The 15403-nt window shown below is 58.6% G+C and carries 10 protein-coding genes; 9 read left to right on the top strand and 1 reads right to left on the bottom strand.

Annotated features, from left to right (window positions below; genetic code table 11):
- Window positions 1–47 precede the first annotated feature (47 nt).
- Complete coding sequence (trxB, locus tag EDF75_RS03360) at window positions 48–1016, bottom strand: thioredoxin-disulfide reductase (protein WP_133597060.1); 969 nt, start codon at window positions 1014–1016, stop codon at window positions 48–50.
- Between the two features lie 531 nt (window positions 1017–1547).
- On the opposite strand from trxB, the gene lrp reads away from it, so the two are divergent.
- From lrp to EDF75_RS03405, 9 genes are all read left to right on the top strand, one after another.
- Window positions 1548–2042 carry a leucine-responsive transcriptional regulator Lrp gene (gene lrp / locus EDF75_RS03365; RefSeq protein WP_000228469.1) on the top strand — a complete coding sequence of 165 codons (495 nt, stop codon included), beginning with the start codon at window positions 1548–1550 and terminating at the stop codon, window positions 2040–2042.
- A gap of 135 nt (window positions 2043–2177) precedes the next feature.
- The gene (gene ftsK, locus EDF75_RS03370; RefSeq protein ID WP_133597061.1) at window positions 2178–6332 is read left to right on the top strand and encodes a DNA translocase FtsK; all 4155 of its coding nucleotides are present in this window, start codon (window positions 2178–2180) and stop codon (window positions 6330–6332) included.
- 132 nt (window positions 6333–6464) lie between these two features.
- The gene (gene lolA / locus EDF75_RS03375; protein WP_041144781.1) at window positions 6465–7076 is read left to right on the top strand and encodes an outer membrane lipoprotein periplasmic chaperone LolA; all 612 of its coding nucleotides are present in this window, start codon (window positions 6465–6467) and stop codon (window positions 7074–7076) included.
- A gap of 8 nt (window positions 7077–7084) precedes the next feature.
- Window positions 7085–8428 carry a replication-associated recombination protein A gene (locus EDF75_RS03380; protein WP_041144782.1) on the top strand — a complete coding sequence of 448 codons (1344 nt, stop codon included), beginning with the start codon at window positions 7085–7087 and terminating at the stop codon, window positions 8426–8428.
- A gap of 92 nt (window positions 8429–8520) precedes the next feature.
- Window positions 8521–9813 carry a serine--tRNA ligase gene (gene serS / locus EDF75_RS03385; RefSeq protein WP_041144783.1) on the top strand — a complete coding sequence of 431 codons (1293 nt, stop codon included), beginning with the start codon at window positions 8521–8523 and terminating at the stop codon, window positions 9811–9813.
- A 201-nt stretch (window positions 9814–10014) separates the two neighbouring features.
- On the top strand, window positions 10015–12453 hold the full coding sequence (gene dmsA / locus EDF75_RS03390; protein ID WP_133597063.1) for a dimethylsulfoxide reductase subunit A: 2439 nt from the start codon (window positions 10015–10017) through the stop codon (window positions 12451–12453).
- A gap of 10 nt (window positions 12454–12463) precedes the next feature.
- Complete coding sequence (locus EDF75_RS03395; protein ID WP_041144785.1) at window positions 12464–13081, top strand: DMSO/selenate family reductase complex B subunit; 618 nt, start codon at window positions 12464–12466, stop codon at window positions 13079–13081.
- 1 nt (window position 13082) lies between these two features.
- Window positions 13083–13946, top strand: coding sequence for a dimethyl sulfoxide reductase anchor subunit family protein (locus tag EDF75_RS03400; protein WP_133597065.1), 864 nt, complete (start codon window positions 13083–13085; stop codon window positions 13944–13946).
- Between the two features lie 273 nt (window positions 13947–14219).
- Window positions 14220–15368, top strand: a complete 1149-nt coding sequence (locus tag EDF75_RS03405) for an MFS transporter (protein WP_045854642.1) — start codon at window positions 14220–14222, stop codon at window positions 15366–15368.
- The last annotated feature ends 35 nt before the right edge of the window (window positions 15369–15403 follow it).

A 15403-nucleotide genomic window follows, 5' to 3' on the forward strand; every position in this document is an offset into this window, starting at 1 on the left:
GGCGACTTTTCGTCGCCTTCTTTACCTTTGTTACTGACTTGTAAAGATTATTTGCAAGCGTCAGCCAGGCCGTCGAGATAGCGCTCGGCGTCCAGCGCGGCCATGCAGCCGGTGCCGGCAGAGGTAATAGCCTGACGGTAGATATGGTCCATCACGTCGCCGGCGGCGAAGACGCCAGCAACGCTGGTTTGGGTCGCGTTGCCGTGAATGCCGGACTGAACCTTGATATAGCCGTTTTCCAGCTCCAGCTGCCCGGCAAAAATCGCCGTGTTCGGGCTGTGGCCGATAGCGACAAACAGGCCCGCGACTTCCAGCGATTCAACGTTGTCCGCATTCTGCGTATCGCGCAGGCGCAGGCCGCTGACGCCCATCTGGTCGCCGGTCACTTCTTCCAGGGTGCGGTGGGTATGCAGCACGATGTTGCCGCTTTCCACTTTGTCCATCAGGCGCTTGATGAGAATTTTTTCCGCGCGGAAGGAGTCGCGACGGTGGATCAGGTGCACTTCAGACGCGATGTTAGAGAGATACAGCGCTTCTTCAACCGCGGTGTTGCCGCCGCCGATAACCGCGACCTTCTGGTTACGGTAGAAGAAACCGTCGCAGGTGGCGCAGGCGGAAACGCCGCGGCCCTTGAAAGCTTCTTCAGACGGCAGGCCGAGATAGCGCGCGGAAGCGCCGGTCGCGATAATCAGCGCGTCGCAGGTGTATTCGCCGCTATCGCCGACCAGGCGGAACGGACGGTTCTGCAGATCGACGCTGTTGATATGATCGAAAAGAATTTCGGTTTCGAACTTGGCCGCATGTTCGTGCATACGTTCCATCAGCAGCGGCCCGGTCAGATCGTTCGGATCCCCAGGCCAGTTTTCCACTTCCGTGGTGGTGGTCAGCTGACCCCCTTTTTCCATCCCGGTAATCAGCACCGGATGCAGGTTTGCACGTGCGGCATAGACCGCAGCGGTGTATCCCGCAGGTCCAGAACCAAGAATTAGCAGCTTACTGTGTTTGGCCGTGCCCATGAGAACCCCATAATTTATTGGCATACATTGGGCTGGATTGTAGGGAATTTGTTGTCGTAAAAAAAGAGCATAGCGATTTTGTTAACGATATGTGCAATAGCACCCGCCGATGAGCTGGCGATTTAACGAACGGAGAATATAACTAATTCTACTGTCAGCAGCACAATTATAAGAGGAAAACATGAGAATCAACGGGGGGGGATAATGAATATCTGGCATCTTGTACTAAAAATCGATGTTTTGCTTTGACAATCCCCTGTGCTTTTGCGAAAACATTCATGGAAGAAGAAAAGCAGCGTTTTGCGTGTGGCGAATTTTCATGCATGCAAATGCCATTTTTATCCGGGTTAGCGAAATCTACGCATGGTGTGGACAGACGCCATGCGTGATGTCGGTGGCTGCCGTCAGGCAACGGGCTTCTCACGTACCCCTGGGTTACTCAAGTCGTACGGGTAAGAACAGGATGGGCTCTGGCAGTGAAGGCTCAGAGTCAGAACAGGAGTAGGGAAGGAATACAGAGAGACAATAATAATGGTAGATAGCAAGAAGCGCCCTGGCAAAGATCTCGACCGCATCGATCGTAACATTCTGAACGAGTTACAAAAAGATGGACGTATCTCTAACGTCGAACTTTCTAAACGGGTGGGACTTTCTCCGACGCCTTGCCTTGAGCGCGTGCGTCGACTGGAAAGACAGGGTTTTATTCAGGGCTATACGGCGCTGCTTAACCCGCATTATCTGGATGCATCACTTCTGGTATTTGTTGAGATTACTCTGAATCGTGGCGCGCCGGATGTGTTTGAGCAATTTAACGCCGCTGTGCAAAAACTTGAAGAAATTCAAGAGTGTCATCTGGTATCCGGCGATTTCGACTACCTGTTGAAAACTCGCGTACCGGACATGTCAGCGTATCGTAAACTACTGGGCGAAACCCTGCTGCGCCTGCCGGGCGTAAACGACACCCGTACCTACGTGGTAATGGAAGAGGTCAAGCAGAGCAATCGTCTGGTAATTAAGACGCGCTAACACGGAACAGGTGCAAAATCGACGTAGTTTGATTACACTCCTGTTAATCCATACAGCAACAGTGCCGGGGAGACCCGGCACTGTTGTCCGTTTTAGCAGCAGGCAGGAAACAGCCTGATACCTGGAGAGCCTTTTTTGAGCCAGGAATACACCGAAGACAAAGAAGTCAAACTGACGAAGCTAAGCAGCGGGCGCCGACTCCTTGAGGCGTTACTTATCCTTTGCACCCTTTTTGCTATCTGGCTGATGGCGGCCTTACTCAGCTTTAATCCCTCGGATCCAAGCTGGTCGCAAACGGCCTGGCACGAGCCTATCCACAACATCGGCGGCACGCCGGGAGCCTGGCTTGCCGATACGCTATTTTTCATTTTTGGCGTAATGGCTTACACCATTCCCGTGATTATCATCGGCGGCTGCTGGTTTGCCTGGCGCAATCAAACTAACGACGAGTACATCGACTATTTCGCCGTTTCGCTGCGCTTAATTGGCGCGCTGGCGCTGATCCTCACCTCCTGTGGCCTGGCCTCTATCAATGCCGATGATATTTGGTATTTCGCCTCAGGCGGGGTCATTGGCAGCCTGCTGAGCACCACTCTGCAACCGCTGCTGCACAGCAGCGGTGGAACTATCGCGCTGCTCTGCATCTGGGCGGCGGGTTTAACCCTGTTTACCGGCTGGTCGTGGGTCAGCATTGCCGAAAAACTCGGCGGCGCGATCCTGTCCGTCCTCACCTTCGCCAGCAACCGTACCCGTCGGGACGATACCTGGGTGGATGAGGACGACTATGAAGATGACGAAGACGACGATACGGCGAAACCGCAGGGCTCGCGTCGCGCGCGAATTTTACGCAGCGCTTTAGCGCGTCGCCAGCGTCTGGCAGAAAAATTCTCCAATCCGCTGGGGCGCAAGACCGACGCCGCGCTGTTTTCCGGTAAGCGCATGGATGATGCCGAGGAAGAGGTTCAGTTCAGCGCCAACGGCGCGCCGGTTGCGGCAGACGATGTGCTGTTTTCTGGCGCCAGCGCCGCGCGCCCGGCAGATGCGGACGATGTCTTATTCTCCGGTGCCAGCGCAACGCGTCCGGGGGACTTCGACCCCTACGATCCGCTGCTGAACGGCCATAGCATTGCCGATCCGGTGAGCGCGGCTGCGGCAGCCACCGCGGCGCCGCAGGCGTGGGCTGAGCCGGTAGCCGGCCAGACTCCGCCGGCCGGCTGGCAGCCAGAGGCACAGGTTTATCAGCCTGAACAGGCGCCGGTACAGCAGCCCCACTACCAGCCTGAGGCCGCGTATCAGCCGCAGCAGGCTTATCAGCCTGAGCAGGCGCCGGCACAGCAGCCTTACTACCAGCCTGAAGCCGCGTATCAGCCGCAGCAGGCTTATCAGCCTGAACAGGCGCCGGTACAGCAGCCTCACTACCAACCTGAAGCCGCGTATCAGCCGCAGCAGGCTTATCAGCCTGAACAGGCGCCGGTACAGCAGCTTCACTACCAGACTGAGGCCGCTTATCAGCCGCAGCAGGCGTATCAGCCTGAGCAGGCGCCGGTACAGCAGCCCCACTACCAGCCTGAAGCCGCGTATCAGGCGTATCAGCCTGAGCAGGCGCCGGTGCAGCAGCCTCATTATCGCCCTGAGCCAACGTATCCGCCGCATCAGGCGTATCAGCCTGAACAGGCGCCGGTACAGCAGCCTGCTTATCAGCCTGAACCTTATGCCGCCTCGCCTGTTATTGAGCCAGACGCTCCCCAGGAAGAGGTTAAGCCGCAGCGTCCGCCGATGTACTATTTCGAAGAGGTTGAAGAGAAGCGTGCGCGCGAGCGCGAACAGCTTGCCGCCTGGTATCAGCCGATTCCGGAGCCTGCGAGTCCGGTTGCGACCAGGCCTATCTCGCCGCCGCCATCATCTTCTGTTGATGCCGCTGCGGTGACTACGCTTGCCGCCAGCGTACATCAGGCTGCGGGCGCTGGTGCAACCGCCGCCTCGGTGGTCTCCGCTGCGTCATCCGCCGCGCCGCTGTTCAGTCCGGCCGCGGGCGGGCCGCGCGTGCAGGTCAAAGAGGGCATTGGTCCGAAGCTGCCGCGTCCTAACCACGTCCGCGTACCGACGCGCCGTGAGCTGGCATCGTATGGCATTAAGCTGCCTTCTCAGCGCATCGCGGAAGAGCGCGCCCGCCAAGCGGAGCTTGATCAAAATTATGACGATGAGCCGCTCACCGATGAAGAAGTTAACGAGCTGGAGCAGGGCGAGCTGGCGCGTCAGTTTGCCGCCACCCAGCAGCAGCGCTACGGTGAGGTCTACCAGGCTGACGACGGCGGAGATGACGATTCAGCCGCTGAAGCCGAGCTGGCTCGCCAGTTTGCCGCCACCCAGCAGCAGCGCTACAGCAGCGAGCAGCCGCGCGGGGCGAACCCGTTCTCTCCGGCTGATTATGACTTCTCGCCGATGAAAACGCTGGTGGACGACGGCCCGAGCGAGCCGCTGTTTACGCCGATGCCGGAGGTTCAGCCGTCGGCACCGCAATACCAGCAGCCGGCGCAGCATCAGCATCAGCCGGTACAGCAGCCGCAGCAGGTACAGCCGCAGCCCGTGCAGCACTATCAGCAGCCGACGCCGCAGTCGGCTTACCAGCAGCAGCCGCAGGCTCAGCAGCCGGTACAATCTGCGCCAGCGGCGCAGAGCTACCAGCCGCAGCAGGCCCCTCAGGCCCCGATGCAGCCGCCGGTCCAACAGCCGGCGCCGCCGCAGCAGGAGAGCCTGATTCACCCGCTCCTGATGCGCAACGGCAACAGCCAGCCGGTGCCGCGGCCGACAACGCCGCTGCCGTCTCTGGATCTGCTGACGCCGCCGCCGAGCGAGGTCGAGCCGGTTGATACCTTCGCGCTGGAGCAAATGGCGCGCCTGGTGGAGGCTCGCCTTGCCGATTTCCGTATTAAAGCGGACGTCGTGAACTACTCGCCCGGCCCGGTTATCACCCGCTTTGAGCTGAACCTTGCGCCGGGCGTAAAGGCCGCGCGTATTTCTAACCTGTCGCGCGACCTGGCCCGTTCGCTCTCCACGGTTGCCGTGCGCGTCGTAGAGGTTATCCCGGGCAAGCCGTACGTTGGCCTGGAGCTGCCGAATAAGAAACGTCAGACCGTCTACCTGCGCGAAGTGCTGGATAACACCAAGTTCCGCGATAACCCGTCGCCGCTGACCGTGGTGCTGGGCAAGGATATCGCCGGCGATCCGGTCGTCGCCGACCTGGCAAAAATGCCGCACCTGCTGGTAGCCGGTACCACCGGCTCCGGTAAATCGGTCGGCGTCAATGCCATGATCCTCAGCATGCTCTACAAGGCGCAGCCGGAAGACGTGCGCTTCATTATGATCGACCCCAAAATGCTCGAACTGTCGGTCTATGAAGGGATCCCGCACCTGCTGACGGAAGTGGTTACCGACATGAAAGACGCCGCCAACGCTCTGCGCTGGAGCGTGAACGAGATGGAACGCCGCTACAAGCTGATGTCAGCGTTGGGCGTGCGTAACCTGGCGGGCTACAACGAGAAGATTGCCGAGGCGGCGCGCATGGGGCGCCCAATTCCGGATCCGTACTGGAAGCCGGGCGACAGCATGGATGCGGTCCATCCGGTGCTGGAAAAACTGCCTTACATCGTGGTGCTGGTGGATGAATTCGCCGACCTGATGATGACCGTGGGTAAGAAAGTGGAAGAGCTGATTGCTCGTCTGGCGCAGAAAGCACGTGCGGCGGGTATTCACCTCGTGCTGGCTACCCAGCGTCCGTCGGTTGATGTGATCACCGGCCTGATTAAGGCCAACATCCCGACGCGTATTGCGTTCACCGTGTCGAGTAAAATTGACTCGCGTACCATTCTCGACCAGAGCGGCGCCGAATCGCTGCTGGGGATGGGGGATATGCTTTACTCCGGGCCGAACTCCACTATCCCGGTGCGCGTGCACGGCGCATTTGTGCGTGACCAGGAAGTCCATGCGGTAGTCCAGGACTGGAAAGCGCGCGGGCGTCCGCAGTATGTCGACGGCATCACCTCCGATAGCGAAAGCGAAGGCGGCGGCGGCGGATTTGACGGCGGAGAAGAGCTGGATCCGCTGTTCGACCAGGCGGTCAACTTCGTGACCGAGAAGCGTAAAGCCTCTATCTCCGGGGTTCAGCGTCAGTTCCGTATCGGCTATAACCGCGCCGCGCGCATCATTGAGCAGATGGAAGCGCAGGGCATCGTCAGCGAGCAGGGCCATAACGGCAACCGCGAAGTGCTGGCGCCGCCGCCCTTCGAGTGAGTGCAAAGTTGGGTAAATAAGAGCAAAATCAGCCTATTCTTCTGTCCCGCCGCGCCAGGCGGTCCTACATTAGGGGCAGAAGAGGCTCCCGCGCAGGGAGCGACGCACATTGACGGACATTAAGGAATAACAATGAAAAAACTCGCAATCACCTGTGCATTACTGTCTGGATTTGTTGTCAGCCAGGTTTGGGCTGACGCCGCCGGCGATTTGAAAAGCCGTCTGGATAAGGTGAGCAGCTTCCACGCCAGCTTCACGCAGAAAGTGACCGATGGCAGCGGCAACGCGGTACAGGACGGACAGGGCGATCTGTGGGTCAAGCGGCCGAATCTGTTCAACTGGCACATGACCCAGCCGGATGAAAGCATTCTGGTCTCTGATGGCAAAACGCTGTGGTTCTATAACCCGTTCGTTGAGCAGGCGACCGTCACCTGGCTGAAAGACGCCACCAGCAACACGCCGTTTATGCTGATTGCGCGTAACCAGTCTAACGACTGGCAGCAGTATAATATTAAGCAAAACGGCGATGACTTTGTCCTGACGCCGAAAAGCGGCAGCGGTAACCTGAAGCAGTTCACCATTAACGTAGGGCGTGATGGAACCATCCATCAGTTCAGCGCGGTAGAGCAGGACGACCAGCGCAGCAGCTACCAGCTGAAGTCGCAGCAAAACGGTGCGATAGACGCATCTAAGTTTACCTTCACGCCGCCGCAAGGGGTTACGGTGGACGATCAACGTAAATAGAGGCGAATGTGGGCAATCTGTCGCTCGATTTTTCCGACAATGCGTTTCAACCTCTGGCCGCCCGTATGCGGCCAGAAAATTTAGCGCAGTACATCGGCCAGCAGCATCTGCTGGCACCGGGTAAACCTTTGCCGCGGGCAATTGAGGCCGGGCATCTTCATTCGATGATTCTATGGGGCCCGCCGGGCACCGGAAAAACCACCTTAGCGGAAGTGATTGCTCGCTATGCCAGCGCCGACGTCGAGCGTATTTCGGCCGTGACCTCCGGCGTGAAGGAGATCCGTGAAGCCATCGAACGCGCCCGGCAGAACCGTAACGCCGGTCGGCGCACCATCCTGTTTGTCGACGAAGTCCACCGCTTCAATAAAAGCCAGCAGGACGCGTTTCTGCCGCATATCGAAGATGGCACCATCACCTTTATCGGCGCGACGACGGAAAATCCCTCTTTTGAACTCAACTCCGCGCTGTTATCGAGAGCGCGCGTTTATCTGCTGAAATCACTCACCACGGAAGATATCGAGCAGGTGCTCACGCAGGCGATGAGCGATGCGGGCCGCGGCTACGGCGGGCAGAATATTGTGCTGCCTGACGACACGCGTCGGGCGATCGCCGAGCTGGTAAACGGCGATGCGCGCCGTGCGCTCAACACGCTGGAGATGATGGCCGATATGGCCGAAACCGACGCCGCCGGTCAGCGGGTGCTGCAGGCCAAACTGTTGACCGAAATTGCCGGCGAGCGTAGCGCGCGTTTTGATAACAAGGGCGATCGCTTTTACGATTTAATTTCGGCGCTGCACAAGTCCGTGCGCGGCAGCGCGCCGGACGCCGCGCTGTACTGGTATGCGCGGATCATTAGCGCCGGCGGCGATCCGCTGTACGTTGCCCGCCGCTGCCTGGCGATTGCCTCGGAAGACGTCGGCAACGCCGACCCTCGGGCCATGCAGGTTGCTATCTCTGCCTGGGACTGCTTTACCCGAGTCGGCCCTGCGGAAGGCGAGCGGGCGATTGCGCAGGCTATTGTGTACCTCGCCTGTGCGCCGAAGAGCAACGCGGTTTACAGCGCCTTTAAGGCCGCGATGGCCGATGCCCGCGAACGTCCGGACTACGACGTGCCGGTCCATCTGCGCAACGCGCCGACGAAGCTGATGAAAGAGATGGGCTATGGCCAGCAGTATCGCTACGCCCACGATGAGCCCAACGCTTATGCCGCCGGGGAGGAGTACTTCCCGCAGGAAATGGCGCAAACTCGCTATTATCGGCCAACAAACCGAGGGCTTGAGGGAAAAATTGGCGAAAAGCTCGCCTGGCTTGCCGAACAGGATCAAAATAGCCCCACAAAACGCTACCGCTAACAGAGGCGTTGCGGTAAGGTTATCAAGATATTCCGGTGGTCGTATTCTGCGGCCACTTTTCATTTTATTAATTCGATAAGCACAGGATAAGCATGCTCGATCCCAATCTGCTGCGTACCGAGCCAGACGCAGTCGCTGAAAAACTGGCACGCCGGGGCTTTAAGCTGGATGTAGATAAACTGCGCGCTCTGGAAGAGCGTCGTAAAGTTCTGCAGGTTGAAACTGAAAATCTGCAGGCGGAGCGTAACTCCCGATCGAAATCCATTGGCCAGGCGAAAGCGCGTGGGGAAGATATCGAGCCGTTACGCCTGGAAGTGAACAAGCTTGGCGAACAGCTGGATGCGGCGAAAACCGATCTGGACGCGCTGCTGGCCGAGATCCGCGACATCGCGCTGACCATCCCGAACGTCCCGCATGATGACGTTCCGCTGGGCAAAAGTGAAAACGACAACGTCGAAGTGAGCCGCTGGGGAACCCCGCGCGAGTTCGATTTTGACGTGCGCGATCACGTGACTCTGGGCGAAATGCACGGCGGGCTGGACTTCGCTGCGGCGGTTAAGCTGACCGGCTCGCGCTTTGTGGTCATGAAGGGCCAGCTGGCTCGTCTGCACCGCGCGCTGTCGCAGTTTATGCTGGACCTGCATACCGAACAGCACGGCTATAGTGAAAACTATGTCCCGTATCTGGTAAACCAGGAAACGCTGTACGGCACCGGCCAGCTGCCGAAATTTGCCGGCGACCTGTTCCATACTCGTCCGCTGGAAGAAGAGGCGGATAGCAGCAACTACGCGCTGATCCCGACCGCCGAAGTTCCGCTGACTAACCTGGTTCGCGATGAGATCATCGATGAAGACGATCTGCCGATCAAAATGACCGCGCATACGCCGTGCTTCCGTTCTGAAGCAGGCTCCTACGGTCGTGATACCCGCGGTCTGATCCGTATGCACCAGTTCGACAAAGTTGAGATGGTGCAGATCGTCCGTCCGGAAGATTCCATGGCGGCGCTGGAAGAGATGACCGGCCATGCGGAGAAAGTTCTGCAGCTGCTGGGTCTGCCATATCGTAAAGTGGCGCTCTGCACCGGCGATATGGGCTTCAGCGCGTGCAAAACCTACGATCTGGAAGTGTGGGTGCCGGCGCAGAATACCTACCGCGAAATTTCGTCCTGCTCGAACGTCTGGGATTTCCAGGCGCGCCGCATGCAGGCACGCTGCCGCAGCAAGTCTGATAAGAAAACGCGCCTGGTCCATACGCTGAACGGCTCTGGCCTGGCAGTGGGTCGTACCCTGGTTGCGCTGATGGAAAACTATCAGCAGGCTGACGGCCGTATTGAAATCCCGGAAATTCTGCGCCCGTATATGCGCGGCCTTGAGTTCATCGGCTGATTTTTCTACCCCCTTCTCAAAAGCGCCTACGGGCGCTTTTTTTTCATCTCCTTCTTGATGCCGGGCAATAACCCGTCCGTTCAATACCCCCATACTCCCTTGGTGTTAAAGCAGCATAAAAAACTAATATAAGCTAGTTACGCTATATATAAATCTATATAGCGGTTATCAGTAAATTGTGAGCAACCAAAGCGAGTACCCATGAAAATTAAAGCCCCCGATGCTTTACTGGCTGCCGAAGTAAGCCGGCGTGGTTTAATGAAAACCACGGCGATTGGCGGTCTGGCAGTGGCCAGTAACGCATTTACTTTACCCTTCACGCGCATTGCCCATGCCGCAGATACCCTGTCACCGGCAGGCGAAACGGTGACCTGGAGCGCCTGTACCGTTAACTGCGGTAGCCGCTGCCCGCTGCGCATGCATGTCGTTGATGGCGAAATTAAATACGTTGAAACAGATAATACCGGTGACGATAGCTACGACGGCCTGCACCAGGTGCGCGCCTGCCTGCGCGGGCGCTCGATGCGTCGTCGCGTCTACAATCCCGATCGCCTGAAGTACCCGATGAAGCGCGTGGGTAAACGCGGTGAGGGGAAATTTGAACGCATCAGCTGGGAAGAGGCGTTCGATACCATTGCCGGCAATATGCAGCGCCTGATCAAAGACTATGGCAACGAATCTATCTACCTGAACTACGGTACCGGAACCCTGGGCGGAACCATGACCCGCTCCTGGCCGCCGGGAAAAACGCTCATTGCTCGCCTGATGAACTGCTGCGGGGGCTATCTTAATCACTACGGCGACTACTCCTCCGCGCAGATCGCCGCCGGGCTGAACTACACCTACGGCGGCTGGGCCGACGGCAATAGCCCGTCGGATATTGAAAACAGCCAGCTGGTGGTTCTGTTTGGCAATAACCCGGGCGAAACGCGGATGAGCGGCGGCGGGGTGACCTACTATCTGGAGCAGGCGCGACAAAAATCCAATGCGCGGATGATCATTGTCGATCCCCGCTATACGGATACCGGGGCCGGTCGTGAGGACGAGTGGATCCCGATTCGACCGGGTACCGACGCGGCGCTGGTCTCCGCGCTGGCGTGGGTGATGATTACCGAAAACCTGGTCGATACCCCGTTCCTCGATAAATACTGCGTTGGTTATGATGAGAAAACGCTCCCTGCCGATGCGCCGGCAAACGGTCACTATAAGGCCTGGATCCTGGGCCAGGGCAGCGACGGTATCGCCAAAACGCCTGCGTGGGCGTCAACCATTACCGGCATTCCGGTCGATCGCATCGTGAAGCTGGCACGTGAGATTGCCAGCGCGAAGCCCGCCTATATCAGCCAGGGCTGGGGGCCGCAGCGCCACGCTAACGGTGAAATTGCGACCCGGGCGATCTCGATGCTCTCTATTCTCACCGGCAACGTCGGCATTAACGGCGGCAACAGCGGCGCGCGCGAGGGCTCATACGATCTGCCGTTTGAGCGTATGCCGACGCTGGAAAACCCGGTTGAGACCAGCATCTCCATGTTTATGTGGACCGACGCCATCGAGCGTGGCCCGGAGATGACGGCGCTCCGCGACGGGGTTCGCGGCAAAGACAAGCTCGATGTGCCGATCAAGATGATCTGGAACTATGCGGGCAACTGCCTGATTAACCAGCACTCTGATATCAACCGCACCCATGAAATTCTGCAGGACGACAGGAAGTGCGAGATGATCGTGGTGATCGATTGCCATATGACCTCGTCGGCAAAATATGCCGATATCCTGCTGCCGGACTGCACCGCCTCCGAACAGATGGACTTCGCGCTGGATGCCTCCTGCGGCAACATGTCGTACGTTATCTTCACCGATGAGGCGATTAAGCCGCGCTTTGAATGCAAAACGATTTATGACATGACGACGGCGCTGGCAAAACGCATGGGCGTGGAGCAACGGTTTACCGAAGGCCGTAGCCAGGAAGGCTGGATGCGCTATCTGCACGAGCTTTCCCGCAAAGCGATCCCCGACCTCCCGGACTTTGAGACCTTCCGCAAGCAGGGGATCTATAAGCAGCGTGACCCGGAAGGCCACCACGTTGCCTATAAGGCGTTCCGTGAAAATCCGCAGGCTAACCCGCTGACCACGCCGTCGGGAAAAATCGAAATCTATTCGCAGGAGCTGGCAAAAATTGCCGCCACCTGGGAGTTACCCGAAGGGGACGTTATCGATCCGCTGCCGATTTATACCCCCGGCTTTGAGAACTATAACGATCCGCTGACCGAGAAGTTCCCGCTGCAGCTGACCGGCTTCCACTATAAATCTCGCGTGCACTCGACCTACGGCAACGTAGACGTGCTGCAGGCGGCCTGTCGCCAGGAGATGTGGATTAACCCGCTCGATGCTAAGGCGCGAGGTATCGCCAACGGCGAGCGAATTCGTATTTTCAACGCCCGCGGTGAGGTGCATATCGAAGCCAAAGTGACGCCGCGTATGATGCCTGGCGTCGTCGCGCTGGGTGAGGGCGCCTGGTATAACCCGGACGCAGGCCGCGTGGATCAGGCGGGGAGTATTAACGTGCTCACCACCCAACGCCCGTCGCCGCTGGCGAAAGGAAATCCGTCGCATACCAACCTCGTCCAGGTTGAAAAGCTGTAAGGAATAACCGATGACAACTCAATATGGATTTTTTATCGATTCCGCCCGTTGCACCGGTTGTAAAACCTGCGAACTGGCTTGTAAAGACTATAAGAACCTGACGCCGGACGTCAGCTTCCGCCGCATTTATGAGTACGCGGGCGGCGACTGGCAGGAGGATAACGGCGTCTGGCAGCAGAACGTGTTTGCCTACTACCTCTCTATCGCCTGTAACCACTGCGAGGATCCGGCATGTACCAAGGTCTGTCCGAGCGGCGCCATGCACAAGCGCGACGATGGCTTTGTGGTGGTGGATGAAGACGTCTGCATAGGCTGCCGCTATTGCCATATGGCCTGCCCGTACGGCGCGCCGCAGTACAACGCGGCGAAAGGGCATATGACCAAGTGCGACGGCTGCCACGAACGCGTCGCCGTTGGTAAAAAACCGATCTGCGTTGAGTCCTGCCCGCTGCGGGCGCTGGACTTTGGCCCAATCGAAGAGCTGCGGCAGAAGCACGGCAAGCTGGCCGCCGTTGCGCCGCTGCCGTCGGCGCATTTTACGCAACCCAGCATTGTCATTAAACCGAACGCCAACAGTCGCCCGTGTGGTGATACAACCGGCTATCTGGCCAACCCGAAGGAGGTGTGAGATGGGAAGTGGATGGCATGAATGGCCGCTGATGATCTTCACGGTCTTTGGTCAGTGCGTAGTGGGGGGCTTCATCGTCCTGGCGCTGGCGCTTATGAAAGGCAGCCTGTCGCATGAGCAGCAGCAGCGCGTGGTGCTGAGCATGTTTGGCCTGTGGGTGCTGATGGGGATTGGGTTTATCGCCTCGACGCTGCACCTGGGGTCGCCGATGCGGGCCTTCAATTCGCTCAACCGCATCGGAGCATCGTCGCTGAGTAATGAAATCGCCAGCGGAGCGCTCTTCTTCGCCGTTGGCGGCATTGGCTGGCTGCTGGCGGCGGTTAAGAAGCTGCCGGCCGGGCTGCGCAGCCCGTGGCTGATCGTCACGATGGTATTGGGCGTCATCTTCGTCTGGATGATGGTTCGGGTGTACAACACCATTGATACGGTCCCGACCTGGTATAGCGTCTGGACGCCGCTGAGCTTCTTCCTGACGCTATTTATCGGCGGACCGCTGCTGGGCTATCTGCTGCTGCGCGCGGCCGGCGTGAACGGCTGGGCGATGCGCCTGCTGCCCGTCGTAACGCTGGTGGCCCTGGTGGCGAGCGTGGCCGTGGCGCTGATGCAGGGCAGCGAGCTGTCGACTATCCACAGCTCAATCCAGCAGGCGTCTGCGCTGGTGCCGGACTACGGTTCGCTGATGGCGTGGCGCGTTGCGGCCCTGGCGCTGGCTCTGGCGTGCTGGGTTGCGCCGATGCTTAAAGGATATCAGCCGGCGCTGCCGCTGCTGGGCCTGGCATTCGTGCTGGTGCTGGTGGGGGAGATGGTGGGCCGCGGGGTCTTCTACGGTCTGCATATGACGGTGGGCATGGCGATCGCCAGCTAAGCCGCTATTCGCGCCGGAACTTCGCGGTTCCGGCGCGATAAAAAATGCGCTCTCTTCATGAAATATTTCAACTGATATTCCCGCCCGTTAATTCCAATAAATTAATAAAAACAATGGAATAATATAAAGAATAATTCTGCCGCCTCGCCGATGGATAAAAAACTTCAATCGTTGCCCGAGAAACCGCGTCCTGCCTGATTTCAGGTGGATTGACAATGTTTATAGCGGTGGCATGATGCGCACGAAATCCGAACTTCCTCACGGTTTATATCCATGTCCATCTACACCCGGCCGGTGCAAATGTTGCTCTGCGGCCTGCTTTTGTTGACGCTGGCGATAGCGGTTTTAAATACCCTCGTCCCGCTTTGGCTCGCCCATGAAAACATGCCTACCTGGCAGGTCGGGATGGTTGGCTCATCCTATTTCACCGGTAACCTGGTCGGAACCCTGCTGGCAGGATGGGTCATTAAACATCTGGGATTTAACCGTAGCTACTATCTTGCCTCGCTGATTTTTGCCGTCGGCTGCGTTGGGCTTGGCGTCACCATTGGCTTCTGGACCTGGTTTAGCTGGCGTTTTATCGCCGGCGTAGGCTGCGCAATGATTTGGGTGGTGGTGGAAAGCGCGCTGGTGTGCAGCGGGACCACCCGCAGCCGCGGTCGCCTGCTGGCGGCGTATATGATGGTTTACTATGTCGGTACCGTGCTGGGCCAGCTGATGGTGAGCAAGCTGCCGACGGATCTGATGAGCGTCCTGCCCTGGGTGACCGGTCTGGCGCTGGCCGCCATCCTTCCTCTGCTGTTTACGCGCGTGGTCAATCAGACGGACGAGCCGCACGAGCCGGCCCGCATCTGGCCGATGCTCAGGCTTCGCCAGGCTCGCCACGGCGTTAACGGCTGCATTATTTCCGGGATCGTCCTCGGCTCGCTGTACGGGCTTATGCCGCTGTGGCTGAACCATCAGGGGGTGAGCGACGCCGGGATTGGTTTCTGGATGGCGGTGATGGTGAGCGCCGGGATCCTCGGGCAGTGGCCGGTGGGTCGCCTGGCGGATCGCTATGGCCGCCTGCTGGTGCTGCGCGTTCAGGTGTTTATCGTTATTCTCGGCTGTCTGGCCATGCTTAGCCAGGCCGCGATGGCGCCCGCGCTGTTTATCCTTGGTGCCTCCGGCTTTACGCTGTATCCGGTAGCGATGGCCTGGGCATGCGAAAAAGTTGAGCGCCATCAGCTGGTGGCGATGAACCAGGCGCTATTGATGAGCTACACCATCGGCAGCCTGCTTGGGCCAACGCTTACCGCGATGCTGATGCAGAATTTCTCCGATAACTTGCTGTTTATTATGATCGCGAGCGTCTCGTTTATTTACCTGCTGACGCTGCTGCGCAAAGCGGGGCACCACCCGACGCCGGTGGCTCACGCCTGATTTTCTCAAGCCATAGCCGGCGGGATACCTCTGCT

Source organism: Klebsiella sp. BIGb0149 (assembly GCF_004362605.1).
GTDB lineage: Bacteria > Pseudomonadota > Gammaproteobacteria > Enterobacterales > Enterobacteriaceae > Klebsiella > Klebsiella terrigena.

Coding starts and splice junctions, on each gene's coding strand:
- EDF75_RS03400 (WP_133597065.1), top strand. CDS start 13,083: ATGGGAAGTGGATGGCATGAATGGCCGCTGATGATCTTCACGGTCTTT.
- trxB (WP_133597060.1), bottom strand. CDS start 1,016: ATGGGCACGGCCAAACACAGTAAGCTGCTAATTCTTGGTTCTGGACCT.
- lolA (WP_041144781.1), top strand. CDS start 6,465: ATGAAAAAACTCGCAATCACCTGTGCATTACTGTCTGGATTTGTTGTC.
- serS (WP_041144783.1), top strand. CDS start 8,521: ATGCTCGATCCCAATCTGCTGCGTACCGAGCCAGACGCAGTCGCTGAA.
- EDF75_RS03405 (WP_045854642.1), top strand. CDS start 14,220: ATGTCCATCTACACCCGGCCGGTGCAAATGTTGCTCTGCGGCCTGCTT.
- EDF75_RS03395 (WP_041144785.1), top strand. CDS start 12,464: ATGACAACTCAATATGGATTTTTTATCGATTCCGCCCGTTGCACCGGT.
- lrp (WP_000228469.1), top strand. CDS start 1,548: ATGGTAGATAGCAAGAAGCGCCCTGGCAAAGATCTCGACCGCATCGAT.
- dmsA (WP_133597063.1), top strand. CDS start 10,015: ATGAAAATTAAAGCCCCCGATGCTTTACTGGCTGCCGAAGTAAGCCGG.